General features: G+C 59.0%; 16 protein-coding genes. 8 read left to right on the top strand and 8 right to left on the bottom strand.

Going from position 1 to position 16,014, the window contains the following annotated elements; all coding sequences use genetic code 11:
- Nucleotides 1–4: 4 nt before the first annotated feature.
- From GH784_RS01500 to GH784_RS01485, 4 genes are all read right to left on the bottom strand, one after another.
- Nucleotides 5–1,030, bottom strand: a complete 1,026-nt coding sequence (locus GH784_RS01500; protein ID WP_065704420.1) for an esterase-like activity of phytase family protein — start codon at nucleotides 1,028–1,030, stop codon at nucleotides 5–7.
- Complete coding sequence (gene cobT, locus GH784_RS01495; RefSeq protein ID WP_013761798.1) at nucleotides 1,020–2,921, bottom strand: cobaltochelatase subunit CobT; 1,902 nt, start codon at nucleotides 2,919–2,921, stop codon at nucleotides 1,020–1,022. Before cobT ends, GH784_RS01500 begins: the two co-directional genes overlap by 11 nt.
- A gap of 107 nt (nucleotides 2,922–3,028) precedes the next feature.
- Nucleotides 3,029–4,018 (bottom strand): cobaltochelatase subunit CobS, encoded by a 990-nt coding sequence (cobS, locus tag GH784_RS01490; protein WP_003511352.1) that lies wholly within the window; start codon nucleotides 4,016–4,018, stop codon nucleotides 3,029–3,031.
- Nucleotides 4,019–4,086: 68 nt separating this feature from the next.
- Nucleotides 4,087–4,725 carry a J domain-containing protein gene (locus GH784_RS01485; RefSeq protein ID WP_065704544.1) on the bottom strand — a complete coding sequence of 213 codons (639 nt, stop codon included), beginning with the start codon at nucleotides 4,723–4,725 and terminating at the stop codon, nucleotides 4,087–4,089.
- Between the two features lie 115 nt (nucleotides 4,726–4,840).
- Here GH784_RS01485 and GH784_RS01480 point away from each other — a divergent pair, with 115 nt between their 5' ends.
- Nucleotides 4,841–5,122 (top strand): BolA family protein, encoded by a 282-nt coding sequence (locus tag GH784_RS01480; protein ID WP_065704422.1) that lies wholly within the window; start codon nucleotides 4,841–4,843, stop codon nucleotides 5,120–5,122.
- A gap of 19 nt (nucleotides 5,123–5,141) precedes the next feature.
- Here the strand turns inward: GH784_RS01480 and aroB are convergent, their stop codons facing one another.
- Nucleotides 5,142–6,275 carry a 3-dehydroquinate synthase gene (gene aroB, locus GH784_RS01475; protein ID WP_003511355.1) on the bottom strand — a complete coding sequence of 378 codons (1,134 nt, stop codon included), beginning with the start codon at nucleotides 6,273–6,275 and terminating at the stop codon, nucleotides 5,142–5,144.
- Nucleotides 6,276–6,280: 5 nt separating this feature from the next.
- Nucleotides 6,281–6,862 carry a shikimate kinase gene (locus GH784_RS01470; protein WP_003511357.1) on the bottom strand — a complete coding sequence of 194 codons (582 nt, stop codon included), beginning with the start codon at nucleotides 6,860–6,862 and terminating at the stop codon, nucleotides 6,281–6,283.
- A 188-nt stretch (nucleotides 6,863–7,050) separates the two neighbouring features.
- Here GH784_RS01470 and GH784_RS01460 point away from each other — a divergent pair, with 188 nt between their 5' ends.
- The 5 genes from GH784_RS01460 to GH784_RS01440 all read left to right on the top strand — a co-directional run bounded on the left by GH784_RS01460 (nucleotide 7,051) and on the right by GH784_RS01440 (nucleotide 11,055).
- Nucleotides 7,051–7,224 carry a hypothetical protein gene (locus tag GH784_RS01460; RefSeq protein WP_003511358.1) on the top strand — a complete coding sequence of 58 codons (174 nt, stop codon included), beginning with the start codon at nucleotides 7,051–7,053 and terminating at the stop codon, nucleotides 7,222–7,224.
- An 11-nt stretch (nucleotides 7,225–7,235) separates the two neighbouring features.
- Entirely contained in the window at nucleotides 7,236–8,216 is a 981-nt protein-coding gene (gene xerD / locus GH784_RS01455; RefSeq protein WP_003511359.1) for a site-specific tyrosine recombinase XerD, read from the top strand.
- A gap of 63 nt (nucleotides 8,217–8,279) precedes the next feature.
- Nucleotides 8,280–9,233: an acetyl-CoA carboxylase carboxyltransferase subunit alpha gene (locus tag GH784_RS01450; protein ID WP_003511360.1), complete on the top strand. Its 954-nt coding sequence runs from the start codon at nucleotides 8,280–8,282 to the stop codon at nucleotides 9,231–9,233.
- 290 nt (nucleotides 9,234–9,523) lie between these two features.
- Nucleotides 9,524–10,822: a L,D-transpeptidase family protein gene (locus tag GH784_RS01445; RefSeq protein ID WP_025595405.1), complete on the top strand. Its 1,299-nt coding sequence runs from the start codon at nucleotides 9,524–9,526 to the stop codon at nucleotides 10,820–10,822.
- The gene (locus tag GH784_RS01440) at nucleotides 10,819–11,055 is read left to right on the top strand and encodes a sulfurtransferase TusA family protein (protein WP_003511363.1); all 237 of its coding nucleotides are present in this window, start codon (nucleotides 10,819–10,821) and stop codon (nucleotides 11,053–11,055) included. Before GH784_RS01445 ends, GH784_RS01440 begins: the two co-directional genes overlap by 4 nt.
- 107 nt (nucleotides 11,056–11,162) lie before the next feature.
- Here GH784_RS01440 and GH784_RS01435 read toward each other — a convergent pair whose 3' ends face one another.
- The gene (locus GH784_RS01435) at nucleotides 11,163–12,302 is read right to left on the bottom strand and encodes a CobW family GTP-binding protein (RefSeq protein WP_065704424.1); all 1,140 of its coding nucleotides are present in this window, start codon (nucleotides 12,300–12,302) and stop codon (nucleotides 11,163–11,165) included.
- Nucleotides 12,303–12,510: 208 nt separating this feature from the next.
- Entirely contained in the window at nucleotides 12,511–13,569 is a 1,059-nt protein-coding gene (locus tag GH784_RS01430) for a D-alanyl-D-alanine carboxypeptidase family protein (protein WP_046205618.1), read from the bottom strand.
- Nucleotides 13,570–13,793: 224 nt separating this feature from the next.
- Here GH784_RS01430 and GH784_RS01425 point away from each other — a divergent pair, with 224 nt between their 5' ends.
- Nucleotides 13,794–14,957 carry a M20 aminoacylase family protein gene (locus GH784_RS01425; RefSeq protein WP_035199638.1) on the top strand — a complete coding sequence of 388 codons (1,164 nt, stop codon included), beginning with the start codon at nucleotides 13,794–13,796 and terminating at the stop codon, nucleotides 14,955–14,957.
- Nucleotides 14,958–15,639: 682 nt separating this feature from the next.
- Nucleotides 15,640–15,936, top strand: coding sequence for a hypothetical protein (locus tag GH784_RS01420; RefSeq protein WP_013761805.1), 297 nt, complete (start codon nucleotides 15,640–15,642; stop codon nucleotides 15,934–15,936).
- The last annotated feature ends 78 nt before the right edge of the window (nucleotides 15,937–16,014 follow it).

The raw sequence follows: 16,014 nt of genomic DNA, 5'->3' as shown, positions 1-16,014 counted from the left end.
ACCTTCACTCCACCAGCTTGAATTCCAACATCAGATTGCGCTGGAGAAATGAGTGATTGTCATCGGACACGATGATGAGGCGTGTGGAACCATCAGGCCCCTTCACCACATCCATGCCTTCCATATTATCGATCTGGTAGACCATGCCCGCTTCCAGCAGGATTTCGCCATCCACCACCGCGCCCGGCCTGATATCGGCAGCCTTGATGCGGCGGATGCGCATCCCCACCCCTTCAGCGAAATTGAAGCGGCGCTCCAGAAGCAGCAGGTCGCCATTGGGCAGGAAAGCACCGTCCGTCACGTCGAATGAGGGGTGATGGGTGACCGCGAATGTGCCCTTCAACGGGCCTTCCAGTATGGCGGCGAGAAGATTGCCGTCGGCATCGATGCTTTTCTCAGCCACCACGACAAGGGCACCGGCAAGCGGCGAATCGGCCGGCGAGACCGCAAGGGCCTCCATGCCGCCATTGTGGCGCAGTTCGCTGTTGGGAATGAGATGAGGCAGGCGGCTGAGCGGCTTTGAGGTCTCGAACCCCGGATCGGGATAGGCGTCGATCCTGTGCCGCTGCTCGTAGCTGACGAATACCTTGCCATCCCGCAGCGCCAGACCTTCCGCATCCATTTCCATCTTGCGGGAGGGTTCACCGCCGCTGGCATCCAGCATGGCAGTGATACGCACGTCAGCCAACCCGGACAGCGCGCCCGACGGGCCGCGTGCGATCTTGCCCGTGAGCCAGTGGCCGGTATCCAGCACAGCAACGAATTCCTGCCCGTTTGGGCGAAAGCGGATGGAGGATATGGCACCGAATAGTTTTTCCGGCGTGCTCATCACCATGCCGCCGATAAATTCCAGCTTGCCGAAACGCCTGGCGCTGGTGCCGACCTCGAAGCCTGACAACAGACGGACGCTGACCGGAACATCGATGGTCGACGCGCCGATGGGAACCGGAACGAGCGCTGCGACCGCAAGAACTGCAGCTACCGCCAGCGATTTACAGGAAAGAAAAGCCCGGCCCCGCTTATCCCGCACGGCGAACCTTGCGGGACGAGCTGGCGGTATTGGTATCCTCGAAGAGAGCAGCAAGCTGTTCGGTCATCGCGCCAGCCAGTTCGTCCGCATCCACGATCGTCACGGCGCGACGGTAATAACGCGTCACATCATGGCCGATACCGATCGCCAGAAGCTCCACCGGCGAACGTGTCTCGATCTGTTCGATAACGGCGCGCAGGTGCCGCTCCAGATAGTTACCCGCATTGACCGACAGCGTCGAATCGTCCACCGGCGCACCGTCCGAAATCATCATCATGATCTTGCGCTGCTCGGGGCGGCCGATGAGGCGGTTATGCGCCCACATCAGCGCTTCGCCGTCAATGTTTTCCTTCAGCAGGCCTTCACGCATCATTAGGCCAAGATTGCGCCGTGCACGCCGCCAGGGTGCATCCGCCGACTTGTAGATGATATGGCGCAAATCATTGAGCCGACCCGGCGAGCCGGGTTTGCCGCTGGCCAGCCATTGCTCGCGCGACTGACCGCCCTTCCACGCCTTGGTGGTGAAGCCGAGAATCTCCACCTTCACACCCGACCGTTCCAGCGTACGCGCAAGAATATCGGCGCAGGTGGCCGCAACCGTGATCGGGCGGCCACGCATCGAACCCGAATTGTCGATGACGAGCGAAACCACCGTGTCGCGGAACTTGGTGTCGCGCTCCTTCTTGAAGGAGAGCGGCTGCATGGGATCGATGATAAGCCGCACGAGGCGAGCCGGATCGAGATAGCCCTCTTCCAGATCGAAATCCCACGAACGGTTCTGCTGCGCCATCAGGCGGCGTTGCAGCCGGTTCGCCAGACGTCCGACGGCGCCCTGAAGATGGGCGAGCTGTTTGTCGAGAAACGCGCGCAGGCGGTCAAGCTCCGCCTCGTCGCACAGTTCCTCGGCGTGGATTTCCTCGTCGAATTCCTGGGTGAATATGCGGTAGTCGACCTTCTCGTTGAAATCGTCGAAGGGGCTGTTGGGGCGGCGGGTCTCGCCGGGCGTCTCGGAATCCTCATCGAGATCGTCGGACATTTCCTCGTCCGACATCTCGGCGCCGTCCATCTCGCCTTCTTCCATCTCCTCCTGCGAGGCCTCGCTTTCATCAGCGGGCGTCGCATCGGAACCGGCTTCTTCCTCGACCTGTTCTTCTTCGGTCTCGTTAGTGCGCGGCTGCTCCTCGTCGGATTCTGCCTCCTGGCTTTCCGGCTCGTTATCGTCGTCGCCGAATTCCTCCGCCATCTGCATGGAGGTCAGCATCTTGCGCACCAGCCGCGAAAAAGCCTTCTGGTCGCCAATCACCTTGGAAAGGTCGCTCAGGTCGCCGGCGGCCTTGTCCTCGATGAAGTCGCGCCACAGGTCGAGAACCTTGCCGGCACTGGCCGGTGGCTTTTCGCCGGTCAGCTTCTCGCGCACCAAAAGGGCGACGGCTTCGGCAAGCGGTGCATCGTCCTTCGTGTTGATGCCCGAAAAATTCGCCTTGGCATATTTTTCCGTGTTCATGGCCTGAATGTTGGAGGCCATGCCCGGCATGCGCAGTGCACCGATGGATTCCACCCGCGCCTGCTCAACAGCGTCAAAGATCAACCGCGCCTCGGCACCCTGCGGCGACATCACCGCATGGGTGTCAGCGTCATGGCAGGCAAGGCGAAGCGCCATGGAATCGCCAAGGCCACGGGTGACGGCGATTTCCTGCGCGGTGGGTTTCTTGGAAATTTCCGGCAGGCGCATGCGCTCTCCGGCAAGGCCAGGCCGCTCATTGGCGAAAACGACCTCAACCTCTGCATCGCCGGCAACCGATCGCACACATCCGGCAATCGCCTGACGCAACGGTTCGGTATCGACCGCCGTACCCGGTTTTGCTCTGGAATTGTCGCCGCGCGCTGCCATTGTCTTTCCTGTCAGTTGTCGACGCTTCGGAGCCGCCCATCCAAGGATGCGCGGCCCGCCGGCGTCTTCAAGTCATCGGTGATGTTCTCCGGACAAGCCGGGGAAGATCAGGCGCTGAGAACGATGTTCGCAGCACTTTCCTTCAGCTCGACGCCGAAAGCCCGCTGATATTGTTCGGCAACCAGCGTGCGCTCCAGTTCGTCGCACTTGTTGAGGAAGGTCACGCGGAACGCAAAGGCGAGATCGCCAAAGATTTCCGCATTTTCCGCCCAGGTAATGACGGTACGCGGGCTCATGACCGTGGAAAGGTCGCCATTGACGAAGGCCGAACGGGTAAGATCGGCCACACGCACCATCTTGGAGACGGTTTCGCGACCCTTCGGATTGTTGAGGCTCTTTACCTTTGCGGCAATGATGTTCACTTCCTGCTCATGCGGCAGGTAGTTCAGCGTGGTGACGATGGACCAGCGGTCCATCTGCGCCTGGTTGATCTGCTGCGTGCCGTGGTAAAGGCCCGTCGTGTCGCCGAGGCCGACCGTGTTGGCGGTCGCAAAAATGCGGAAGGCGGGGTGAGGACGGATAACGCGGCTCTGGTCGAGCAGCGTCAGGCGGCCCGAGGATTCCAGCACGCGCTGGATGACGAACATCACGTCCGGGCGACCGGCATCGTATTCGTCGAAGACAAGCGCGACATTGTGCTGGTAGGCCCAGGGCAAAATGCCGTCCTTGAATTCGGTGACCTGCTTGCCGTCTTTGAGGACGATGGCGTCCTTGCCGACGAGGTCGATACGGCTGACGTGGCTGTCAAGATTGACGCGCACGCAGGGCCAGTTCAGGCGGGCAGCTACCTGCTCAATATGGGTGGACTTGCCCGTGCCGTGAAAGCCGGAAACCATGACGCGTCGGTTGTGAGCAAAACCGGCAAGAATAGCGAGCGTCGTATCGCGGTCGAAAAGATAGTCGGGATCAAGGTCGGGCACATAGGCGTCGCCCTGCGAATAGGCGGGAACCCGCAGATCCGTATCAATGCCGAAAACCTCCCGCACGGACACCGTCGTGTCGGGCAGGTTGGAAATATCAAGGTCGATTTTGCTCATCACGTCTCCAAGGCGGGCGGCGGCCACCCGGCCACATCATCAATCAGGCGGTAAACACGAACGTTGGCTTAGCAGAAACCTGACTGCTTTAACAATTGATATGCTTGAACAACAGCCCGAAAACGTTCTTCAGAGCCGCGATCGCCACCATTAGCATCAGGATGGTGCTTTTTGACAAGCTCCTTATAGCGCCTTTTTATCTCTTCCTGCTTTGCACCCGCAGAAAGGCCGAGCGTATCGAAGGCTTTCGCCTCCAGCGTCTTCAACTTGCGGTCCTGCTGCAGGCGCTGGCCGCCGGCCTTTGCCCCGTTTGCATAACCATTCGTGAAGCCAAAAGGATCGCGGATGCGGGCATTGGCCGCGCCCGCCGCGCCGGAACGCAGCGTGGAGTGCAGCGGGCTGTCGCGCGCAGTCTTGTTCACGCCAACCGTCCAGGTGGGACGATGGCCGGTGATCGCTTCCTTCTGGTAACGGGCGATCTCGGTGTCAGACAGCCCGGAGAAATAATTATAGCCCTTATTGTATTCCTTCACATGCTCGAAACAGAACAGGAAGAATTGCCCCTCGGCATTGCGGCCGACAGGTGCACGGTGAGCGCCCGGCTTGTCGCATCCGTCCCACTGGCAGGTCGGGGCCTGAACCTCAGGTTCCCTGTCCCTTTTTCTGCGTGTACGGATGCGGTCGAAATATTTCGAATCCAGTTTCATGATGCCCTGATTATGGGGTGCGAAAAGGCGCACAACAAGAATTGACAAAGCGGAATGTTGCAGGCTTTTAGGTAGCCCCTTTTAAAGACCAGCCAACAGGATTGGAGCCCATCGCATGTCCCTGCGAGAACGCATAGAAACAAAGCTTCGGCAAAGCTTTTCGCCGGAACGCCTGGTGGTGATCGATGAAAGCCAGATGCATGCCGGCCATCAGCCGGACATAACCGGCACCGGCGAGACGCATATGCGTGTTCAGATAGTGTCTGAAAGCTTCGCAGGCAAGTCACGCATTGACCGCCACCGGGCGATCAATGCACTTTTGAAACAGGAACTCGACGCCGGGCTGCATGCCCTCGCCATCGAGGCGGCGGCGCCGGGGGAGCCGACGCGGTTCTAGGTAACGCGCGCCTTAAGCCTCAGCCGGGATGCTTTTCCGACAGGAAAGACTGCACCTCGGACGTCGCGACATCGTCGGCCACGAAGGACTGGCCGATGCCGTGGGTGAGGATGAAGGTGAGCTTGCCGCCCTTGACCTTCTTGTCCTGCGCAATTGCCGCCATCAGCATCTCGACCGGCGGCAGTTCACCTGGAATATCCTTCATTGACACTGGCAGACCAACCGCCTTGAGGTGCGCTTCGACGCGCGCGGCATCATCAGGGCTTGCAAGGTTGAGGCGGGCGGAAAACTGGTGCGCCAGCACCATGCCGATGGCGACACCTTCGCCGTGCACCAGCCGCTTGCTGTCATAATTCGTTGCTGCCTCCAGCGCGTGGCCGAATGTGTGGCCGAGGTTCAGAAGGGCGCGTACGCCGTTTTCCTTCTCGTCGGCCACCACCACATCGGCCTTCGCCTGGCAGCTTGTGGCAATCGCCTGGATGCGGGCGGGACCGCCGGTGCGGATTTCATCCCAGTTCTTTTCCAGCCAGAAGAAGAAGTCCGGCTTGTCGATCAAGCCATATTTCACCACCTCGGCGTAACCGGCGCGGAATTCGCGCTCGCTCAGCGTATCGAGCACCGCCGTATCGGCCAGCACCAGATCGGGCTGATGGAAAACGCCGACAAGGTTCTTGCCTTGGCGGGTATTGATGCCCGTCTTGCCGCCGACGGAGGAATCCACCTGCGACAGAAGCGAGGTCGGTATCTGCACGAAACGCACGCCGCGACGCACGATGCCCGCCGCAAAACCGGCGAGATCGCCGATAACACCGCCGCCAAGCGCAATCACCGCATCGTTGCGCTCCACCCGTGCGGAGAGAACGGCATCGCAAACAGTGACCAGATGTTCGAAGCTCTTGGTCTTCTCGCCCGCAGGCAAGGTCAGCGAAACGGCCTCGATGCCATCCGTCTGCAGGCCGTCCATCAGGCCTTCGAGGTAAAGCGGTGCAACATGCTCGTCAGTGATGATAGCGGCACGCCTGCCCTTCAGCCGCGACGAAATCTCGCCGCCCGCCCTGCCGATCAGGCCCGGTCCGATCAGAATGTCGTAAGCGCGCTCACCGAGCGGCACATGGACAAGACGTTCGTCGGTGTGGATTTCGGAAGGCGTCATGATGCTCAGTCTTTCTGTTCAAGGCCGGCGATGGCGGCCAGCACTTCGGTCACGATGATCTCCTTGCGGACATCGCGGGATTCGATGGTCAGATCCGCTTCCGCATAGATCGGATAACGTTTCTCCATCAGAGCCGCCAGCGTGGCCTTGGGGTTTTCGGTCTTGAGAAGCGGGCGATGATCACGCTTGTTGACCCTTTCCCACAAAACCTCGATATCGGCCTTCAGCCACAGCGACACACTGCCGCGCGTGATGTGCCGGCGGGTATTGTCGTTGATGAAAGCGCCGCCGCCGGTAGAAATGACCTTGGGGCCACCGCGCAGCAGCCGCTTGACGACCCGCGTTTCCAGCGCCCGGAACTCCTCCTCGCCATAGGTGGCGAAAAGTTCGGCTATCGTCATGCGGGAAACACGCTCGATTTCGACATCCGTGTCGATGAAGGAGACCTTGAGCTGCTGGGCGACCATGCGACCGATCGCGGACTTTCCAGCCCCCATCAGTCCGACAAAGACGACGTTGCGCCCGGCGAGCTTGGCCCGCGCTTGCTCCCCGAGTGTGACCGGGACAGATAAATTCTTTTCATTCATAAAATTGAAAGCCCGTTTGGCATGGATATCTGCAAATGTTTACGAAGCGTCAAGCCAAATTGCTGACTGAATTGCGTTGAATCACATTCATCGCCGCATGCGGCAGCGGCGGACTACCGCTTTTTGATCTTGTCGCCGCTTTCGCTGCACCGCATATACCTTCAGACAGCCACCCTCACGGAGCCGCCATGCCAACCCTCTTCCGCTTCACGATGATACTGGCAACCATCGCGGGGCTGATCTATGGCGGCATGGTGCTGCTGGTCATGTTCGTCAAGCCCAATGATCGCGAGGTGACGGTGCGCATTCCTTCCGAGCGGCTGAACCCGCCGTCGGCGGAGCCGGCAAGGCGCACCCCATGAGTAGCAAAGAGATGAGCGGGCGGGACGGCGCGCGGCTCGAAAGTTTTCTGGAAATGATGAGCGCCGAACGGGGTGCCGCCGCCAATACGCTCTCTTCTTACGAACGCGACCTTTCCGATCTGCGTGAATTTCTCGGTGGCCGAGGCCAGTCCTTGATGGAAGCCGCCACGGCAGACCTGTCGGCCTATCTGACCCATCTTTCCACTCAGGGCTTTGCAGCCACGTCGCAGGCAAGACGCCTGTCTTCCATGCGGCAATTCTACCGGTTCCTCTATTCTGAAGGACTTCGCGGCGACGACCCGACCGGTACCATCGATGCACCCAAGAAGGGCCTCACCTTGCCCAAGACGATGAGCGTCGCGGACGTGACAAAACTTCTTGGCATCGCTGCTGAAGAGGCCGCCTTAACCGGCCCCGGCCAGCTTGCCCGCATCCGCATGCATCTCCTGCTCGAACTTCTCTACGCGACCGGCATGCGCGTCAGCGAACTCGTTTCGCTGCCGGTCAAGGTTTTGCGCCAGGAGGGACGCTTCCTGATGATCCGCGGCAAGGGCAACAAGGACCGCATGGTGTTGCTGTCTCGCGCGGCCATCGAGGCGATGGAAAAATACGACGCGGCCAGGAAGTCGCTCGTACCTGAGAAAAGCAGGACGCCCGCGTCCCCCAAAAAGGCTGACAGTCCGGAAAGTCCGTGGCTGTTTCCTTCAAACAGCAAGGAAGGGCATCTGCCGCGACAGGTTTTCGCCCGCGACCTGAAGGACATTGCCATTCGCGCGGGCCTCAATCCCTCGGCGGTGTCACCGCATGTCCTGCGCCACGCCTTTGCCAGCCACCTTCTGCAGAACGGCGCCGACCTGCGCGCCGTGCAGGAACTGCTCGGCCATTCCGACATTTCCACGACACAAATCTATACACATGTGCTGGAAGAACGCCTGCAAGAGCTGGTACAAACACATCACCCCCTTGCCAAACAGGGCAAAAACCTTGATTAGAGCGACCGGAACCGCCGGATAATCCGGCTCAAACCTTGCGCAAAACGATCGGAAACGGATCTCATGCACAATTATCTCGACTTCGAAAAACCTATCTCGGACCTTGAAGGCAAGATCATCGAGCTGAAGAAGCTTGCCGATGAAGACGAGAGCATAGACACCTCGGAGGAGATCAATCGCCTGGAATCACGCGTCAATGACGCGATGCAGGATATCTATTCCAAGCTGAACGCGTGGCAGAAAACGCAGGTCGCGCGCCATCCGCAGCGCCCGCATTTCGTCGATTACGCCAAGGCGCTGTTCACGGATTTCACGCCACTTGCAGGCGACCGCAAATTTTCCGAAGACGCTGCCATCCAGGCGGGCCTTGCCCGCTTTAATGGCCAGCCCGTCGCCATTATCGGCCAGGAAAAGGGCAATGACACCAAAAGCCGCCTGAAGCACAATTTCGGCAGCCCGCGTCCGGAAGGTTACCGCAAGGCGATCCGCGTGCTGGAACTGGCTGACCGCTTCTCGCTGCCGGTCGTGACCCTTATCGATACCGCTGGTGCCTATCCCGGTGTCGGCGCAGAAGAGCGCGGTCAGGCAGAAGCCATCGCCCGCTCGACGGAAATGTGCCTCAACGTCAAGGTGCCGATCGTCTCCGTCGTCATCGGCGAAGGCGGCTCGGGCGGCGCAATCGCGATCGCCACGGGCAACCGCGTCTACATGCTCGAACATGCGATCTATTCGGTGATTTCGCCGGAAGGTGCCGCTTCCATTCTCTGGCGCGATTCGACCCGTGCCAAGGAAGCCGCGACCAACATGAAAATCACCTCGGAAGATCTGAAGTCGCTTGGCGTCATCGACGGCATCATTCCCGAGCCGATGGGCGGCGCGCATCGTGATCCGGCGGCCGTGATTGGTGCCACCGGCGACGTTATCGCCAAGGCGCTCGCCGATCTTTCGCAGCGCTCGGGCACGCAGCTGCGCGCCGAACGCCGCCAGAAATTCCTGGATATCGGCAGAAACCTTTAGAGCGTTTCCAGTAAAAGTGCGCAGCGGTTTACGTGCGGAAATGCGCAAAAAGAGGCAGTTAGATTTTTTGGTGGATCAAAAAGAAGCCAAAACAATCTAGCTCCAGCCTTATTTTCCTTGAATCTCGCCCCAACTCGGCCATAGTCCGGTCACATCAACAGATGTATCGGCGGCCGCAGGGGCGGGTCCGATTTGAGTTAAGAAGATGTAAACGGTTAATACCGTATTTAAAATACACGCGGGACGGTGTAGAACTCCGTCGCCCGTGCCATCGTCTTTCGGATCAGATCATGCGTTTGACACATTTTGCACTTCTTGCCTGCACCGCGCTCATTCTCAGCGGCTGCAACGATACGCTCGAAACCGTCGAACGCGACGTCTCCCACGTTAAAAACAAGGTTGATTACCCGCTTTCTCCGTCCATTCTTGCCGAGATCGACAAGAAGAACATGGATCGCACCTCGCCGATCATGATCCGCATCTTCAAGGAAGAAGGCGCGTTGGAAATCTGGAAGGCCAAGCGCGACAACCGCTTCGACAAGATTGCCGAATACCAGATTTGCGCCTGGTCCGGCAAACTCGGCCCCAAGGTGAAAGAGGGCGACCGGCAGGCGCCGGAAGGTTTCTACAACCTGACGCCCGCGCACCTCAATCCCAACTCTAAATATTACCTTGCCATCAACACCGGCTTTCCGAACCGCTACGATGCCGCCAACGGCCGCAACGGCACCAACCTGATGATCCATGGCGCCTGCTCGTCATCCGGCTGCTATTCGATGACGGACGCGCAGATCCTTGAAATCTACGGTTTCGCCCGCGACGCCTTCAAGGGTGGCCAGAAGACCGTTCAGCTGCAGGCCTTTCCCTTCCGCATGACCGCGGAAAACATGGCCCGCCACCGCCAGAGCGAGCATCTCGATTTCTGGAAGATGCTGAAGGTCGGTTACGACAATTTCGAAGTCACGAAACGCCCGCCGGAAGTGAATGTCTGCGAGAAGAAATATGTCTTCAACCAGCAGACCGAAGGCGGCACGTTCAACGCATCTGCGCAATGCCCGGCCATGAGCACGCCGCCGGCACTGGTGAGCGCGCTTTCGAGCTACGAAAAGACCTATGATCTCGCCTATGAAAAGGCGATGAAGAAATATGACGGCATGGCCTGGTACGACCCGAGCGAGGCGGAGCGCAAAGCGCTGGTTGCCGAAAAGCGCAAGGGCCGCGAACCCGCTTATGCTCCGACCGGCTCGGCGCTGAAGGCCGGCAAGCTGATGAAGGAAACGGAATATGCCGCGCTGATGGAGAAGAAGGCGCAGCAGGTGACCTCGTCTTCGCCGGCGACCACCGCAACCGCGTCTTCTCTGCGGACCCCGCATCCTTCGGCAACCCAGCCCGCAGCTCCGCAATCGAACCCTGCCCCGGCGGCCCCGACAATGGTTGCCGCTGCTACGCCTGCGGCTTCGGGGCCTGGTCAGAACGGAACTGCCGCCCAGGTCCCTGTACCGGCCATGAACCCGCTCGCTTTTTCCGCAGCACCGCCAGCGGAAGCACCGGAAAAGAAGCCGTTCTGGAAGTTCTGGGCCAAGGAATGACCGACACGGCTGACATAGTTTTCGACTTGAGGGGGCTTAAATGCCCCCTTCCGGTTTTAAGAAGCCGTAAAAAACTCGCTGGCCTGCAGGCGGGCGATGTTCTTGTTGTAGAGACGACCGACCCGCTGGCGGTTATCGATATTGCCCATATGTGCAACCAGGATGGGCATAGCCTGGTTGAAACTACGACGTTGACCAAAGGACACCGATTCAGGATCGTGAAGGGAGCGTAATTACCCTCGCTGCCGAGAATACTCCACTCGATCTCCCCCTTGAGGGTGAGATACTCGACAAGGTAAAGGGGTGCCCCGCCCGCGGGTTTCAACCACCGTTTTGCGACCTAAAACCTCAACCCCGAAACCGCCAGCGGATTGTCCGTCATCGCCTGCCTGTCCGGACGGTCGATGCCCGGCGTGCCGGTGAAAGCAGCAAACAGGTCCTGCACGAACGCCTCCGGCAAATCCTTGGTAATCAGCACCATGCGCGTGCGCTGGTCAGACGGGTCCGGCCATGCCGCGAGGCGCTCGGGTGTGTGGAAAATGTTCTGTACCCCGTGCAGCACAAGGGGTCGGTCCGGATTGTCCGACAGCTTGACGACGGCCTTCATCCGCAACAACTTTTCCCCATGCGCCGAACGCAGCAAGTCCACGAACATGTCGATTGCCATCGGGGCTATCGGCTGGTCGTGAATGATCGAGAAGGAACGGATCGACGCGTCGTGCCGGTTCACATCGTGGTGGTGATGGTGGCCATCGTGGTCGCCATGATGGTGGTGGTCATGATCGTGGTCGTGGTCGTGGTGATCGTGTTCCGCCTCTTCCCCCAGCCAGCGGCCGACATCGGCATTTTTGCTGCCGGGATCGTAAAGACCGTTATCCAGCAGTGCGGCAGCACTCCAGTCGGCCCGGTCACCATCCTCGATCGTCGCGCGCGGGTTTAGCGCCTGAAGGCGGGCCGACAGCGTGGAAATTGTGGAAGCATCGGCAAGCGCGCGCTTCGTCATCACCAGCCGATCGGCCACCGCCGCCTGCTTCACCGCTTCCTCGTGATTATCGAGTGTGGACAGGCCGTTCACGGCATCCACAACCGTAATGATGCCGTTCAGAACGAAATTCTGCGCAATCACCGGGTTGCCCATGACAGACTGCATGACGGGAGCGGGATCAGCAAGACCAGTGGTTTCGATCACGACACGCTTCACCGGCTTCAGCTTGCCGGTCTGGATGCCGTCCATCAGTTCCGCTAGAGTATCCACCAGCTCGCCGCGAACGGTGCAGCAAAGGCAGCCTTCCGCCAGTTCGATGATGCCCTCGCCTGCACTTTCAACCAGCATATGGTCGATGCTGACATCGCCGAATTCATTGATGATGATCGCGGCGTCGCTCATATCGGGGTCTTTGAGAAGCCGGTTGAGCAGCGTCGATTTTCCGGCGCCGAGAAATCCGGTGATGATTGAAACCGGTATGCGATCGCGAGACATGTCTTGCCTGTATTTTGATGGCCGCTCCGGCAGATCGTTGGCCGATATTAGATCCGGAACCGCGCAATAATCACAAAAAATCGCCCGGGGCCTGAAGGCCACGAGCGACACTGTAATATCATAACAAACCGAAGCTGCGAATACAGATTCCGCGCAGCGTTCAGGCTTCGCGCGCGCCCTCATCCATAAAGAGTGCGGTTAGGCGAAATCAGAATGTCGGACGCGGGATCGGAATCGGCACGTTGGCCACTTGTCCCTTGGCGCTCGCACCCTTGGCGGTGTTGACCGCCACCGTCTCACTGCCGGGAATGAGACCCGCGAAAGAATATTCCGGCGGACGGGTCATTTCCGTAACGTAGGGCGAATGGATGACCATGCGGCCGGTCTCGTCGCGGCTTTCGCTGCGCACCTTGGCCGCCTTCGGATTGCAGATTTCGGCACTGACGTCGTTTACCTCGGCGGTATCGCCATAGGGTGCCAGCGAGGCGAGTGAAACGCCTTGGCCCGAGGGCGCCGTCAGTCCCATCTGCAGCAGATCAGCGGACTGGTCGGTTCGCCCGGCAAGGCTATCTGCCCCCAGCACCACAGTTATGACCGAACGGCCGTTGCGCACGGCGGAGGACACCTGGTTGAAACCGGATGCGCAGATGAAGCCGGTCTTCATGCCATCTGCGCCATCAAAGCGGCCAACGAGCATATTGAAGTTGGCGTAGTCCTTCTTGCCGGTGGTGACACCTTCCAGCGAGAAATAATGGGCATATTCCGGGAATTCCCGCTTGATGATCAACGCCAGAAGCGCAAGGTCACGCGCCGTCGTATATTGGCCCTTGCCGGGCAGGCCGTTGGCGTTGATGTAACGGGTGGAGCTCATGCCCAGCCGCTGCGCCTGCGCATTCATCTGCGCCACGAAATTATCGCTGGTGCCGCCGATGGTTTCGGCAATCGCCACAGCGATATCATTGGCGGATTTGATGAGCAGCAGCTTCAGCGCGCTGTCCATCGTCAGCTTCTGGCCGGGCTTGAAATACATTTTCGAGGCCGGCTGGTCGGCGGCCTTCTTGCTCATCACCACTTCCGTCTGCGGGCTGAGCTTGCCGGCCTTCATCTGCGAAAAGGCGATATAGGCGGTCATCAGCTTGGTCAGCGAGGCCGGATACCACTTGCGGAACGCTTCCTGGTGGGAAATCACCTTGCCGGTTTTGACATCGACCACCATTTTTGGATTGGCATTCGCCACGGGTGCAGCGGCAACAAGGCCGGCGGTCATGACGGCAATGGCTGCGGAGAGCCGTCGGGCGGCGTTTGGCGATTTAAGATTCTGTGGCAAGGCTTATCCTCGAATTCCCGTCTTCAGTCAGGGAATGGCAATATTCACCATATATGTCCTAGCAATGGCAAAGTACATTGATTACGTCAATTATGCGGCGCACTATCCACCGCGGAGGATAGGCTTTTACGCCATGCCGCACCGATGAACCCAGGAATGAACGAATGCCGATTTTGAACAGAGCCGCCGAACTTCAGCAGGAAGTCAGCGAATGGCGGCGTCACCTGCATGAAAATCCCGAGATTTTGTATGATGTCGACAACACCGCAGCTTTCGTTGCGGACAAGCTGAAATCTTTCGGCGTTGACGAAATCGTGACCGGTCTTGGCCGCACGGGCGTGGTCGGCATCATCAGAGGCAATATTCCAGGCAATCGCACCATCGGCTTTCGGGCGGATATGGATGCTCTTCCCATCCTTGAGGAAACCGGCAAACCCTGGGCTTCCAAAACCGCAGGCGCCATGCATGCCTGCGGCCACGACGGCCACACCGCCATGCTGCTTGGCGCCGCCAAATATCTCGCGGAAACCCGCAATTTCGCCGGGTCCATCGCGGTCATCTTCCAGCCCGCCGAAGAAGGCGGTGCGGGTGCGCTCGCCATGGTCGAGGACGGCCTGATGGAGCGGTTCGGCATCGATGAGGTCTACGGCATGCACAATATGCCGGGTATTCCGCTCGGCTCGTTCGCCATCCGCAAGGGCGGTATCATGGCGGCACCGGACAAGTTCTCGATCACTGTCAAAGGTCGTGGCGGCCATGCGGCCCAGCCGCACCGCACGATCGACCCGATCACGATCGGCGCACAGATCGTCGGCAATCTGCAGATGATCGCCTCGCGCAATGCCGATCCGATCCGATCCGTGGTCGTGTCCGTCACCCGCTTTCACGCCGGCTCCAGCCACAACATCATTCCCAACGACGCGCTGATTGCCGGCACGGTGCGTAGTCTGGACGAGACGGTGCGCGATCTCGCGCAGGATCGCATCAAGCAGATGGCGGAAGGCATAGCGCTTGCCAATGGAGCGGAAGCCGAGGTCGTCTATGAACGTTATTGCCCGGTGACCTTCAACCATGCGGACGAGACCGACCACGCCATCCACGTCGCCCGCGATGTGGCTGGTGAAAACAACGTCGACCCCGATGTCGACCCTTCCATGGCGGGCGAGGATTTTTCCTTCATGTTGAAGGAAAGGCCGGGTGCCTTCATCTTCATCGGCAACGGCGATTCGGCCGGCCTTCACAACCCTGGATACGATTTCAACGACGACGCCATCGCCTACGGCATTTCCTATTGGGTGAAACTTGCCGAGCAACGCCTGACGAACTGACTACCGGGACGCAAAGAAAGCAGAGGAACAGGTCAACCGCGATAAAGAACGCGGTTGATCCGCCGGCTACGGCAGGTTAAAGAGCAATTCAGTGTCCACGTAGCTCAGCAGGATAGAGCACAGGATTCCTAAGACAAATTGGGGGTTGCGCCCGGAAACGACGCAATCGATCTGCTCAAAGTCGGGGAAAGCTTCGCTGGTCTTCCAGCATGCCAATCCCGAGCCAAGCTCTGGAGAAATCCGGTGAAGGTGTAGAGACTGGATGGGCAGCACCTAAAAGCCGAAAGGCTCATGGTGAAGGGACAGTCCAGACCACGAACGTCCTATCCAATGGAGATGGGCGGCGGCTAAAGCCGAAGTGGTATGAATCCTGGGGTCGGAGGTTCGAATCCTCTCGTGGACACCATTTTCCTGTAAATTCAGTTTAAAACAATAATATAAAAAAGAGCGGAATGTCGTGACCCGCTTCACTGCTGGCCATGCGGCTCTAGTCCTAGACAAACATAATAGCTGTCCCGTTTCGCTCAGCGTGCACACCGGCATGTTCGAACGGCGAAGCATCGATTGGTCACGTTCGTTTTACCAATTAGCTCCGGTCTTTTGCGCGTTTGATCGCAAACACATATCGTGCATCCACAAACAGCACCTATCTAAGATGCTCACACCCGATGAAGGAGACAGAATGATCAACGAATATGGCCCATACGTACAGATGGGAACGCTTGCAGAGCAGATGGCCACCCGATACCGGATGGACCCAAATCTCGCACTGGAACCGCACCTGTTGCACTATATGGAAGAAGTCGAGGTAAATATCGCCGCCGACAGCTTCGATCATGTTGGGTTCATGGACAAGATCCGCAGCCGGCTGGAAATGACACTGGCGAAGACCGTCGACCCTCGATGCAGAGAATTCCTGCATGCGGTTGTGGTCGCACTTCAGGAGCGTATCGATCGTCATTCACTCGACGTTGCGTGATCGCCGTTCCTCCTTCCACGTTGCATCAGGTCTCTGCAAATGAACTTCTATGACGCGGGCAAGAAGCTGCCTGCGACG

Source organism: Agrobacterium tumefaciens, from assembly GCF_009649785.1.
Lineage (GTDB): Bacteria > Pseudomonadota > Alphaproteobacteria > Rhizobiales > Rhizobiaceae > Agrobacterium > Agrobacterium tumefaciens.
The sequence above is the reverse complement of the archived record's forward strand: the minus strand, read 5'-3'. Positions and strand labels throughout refer to the sequence as shown.

Coding starts and splice junctions, on each gene's coding strand:
- cobT (WP_013761798.1), bottom strand. CDS start 2,921: ATGGCAGCGCGCGGCGACAATTCCAGAGCAAAACCGGGTACGGCGGTC.
- cobS (WP_003511352.1), bottom strand. CDS start 4,018: ATGAGCAAAATCGACCTTGATATTTCCAACCTGCCCGACACGACGGTG.
- GH784_RS01485 (WP_065704544.1), bottom strand. CDS start 4,725: ATGAAACTGGATTCGAAATATTTCGACCGCATCCGTACACGCAGAAAA.
- GH784_RS01480 (WP_065704422.1), top strand. CDS start 4,841: ATGTCCCTGCGAGAACGCATAGAAACAAAGCTTCGGCAAAGCTTTTCG.
- aroB (WP_003511355.1), bottom strand. CDS start 6,275: ATGACGCCTTCCGAAATCCACACCGACGAACGTCTTGTCCATGTGCCG.
- GH784_RS01470 (WP_003511357.1), bottom strand. CDS start 6,862: ATGAATGAAAAGAATTTATCTGTCCCGGTCACACTCGGGGAGCAAGCG.
- GH784_RS01460 (WP_003511358.1), top strand. CDS start 7,051: ATGCCAACCCTCTTCCGCTTCACGATGATACTGGCAACCATCGCGGGG.
- xerD (WP_003511359.1), top strand. CDS start 7,236: ATGAGCGGGCGGGACGGCGCGCGGCTCGAAAGTTTTCTGGAAATGATG.
- GH784_RS01450 (WP_003511360.1), top strand. CDS start 8,280: ATGCACAATTATCTCGACTTCGAAAAACCTATCTCGGACCTTGAAGGC.
- GH784_RS01445 (WP_025595405.1), top strand. CDS start 9,524: ATGCGTTTGACACATTTTGCACTTCTTGCCTGCACCGCGCTCATTCTC.
- GH784_RS01440 (WP_003511363.1), top strand. CDS start 10,819: ATGACCGACACGGCTGACATAGTTTTCGACTTGAGGGGGCTTAAATGC.
- GH784_RS01435 (WP_065704424.1), bottom strand. CDS start 12,302: ATGTCTCGCGATCGCATACCGGTTTCAATCATCACCGGATTTCTCGGC.
- GH784_RS01430 (WP_046205618.1), bottom strand. CDS start 13,569: ATGACCGCCGGCCTTGTTGCCGCTGCACCCGTGGCGAATGCCAATCCA.
- GH784_RS01425 (WP_035199638.1), top strand. CDS start 13,794: ATGCCGATTTTGAACAGAGCCGCCGAACTTCAGCAGGAAGTCAGCGAA.
- GH784_RS01420 (WP_013761805.1), top strand. CDS start 15,640: ATGATCAACGAATATGGCCCATACGTACAGATGGGAACGCTTGCAGAG.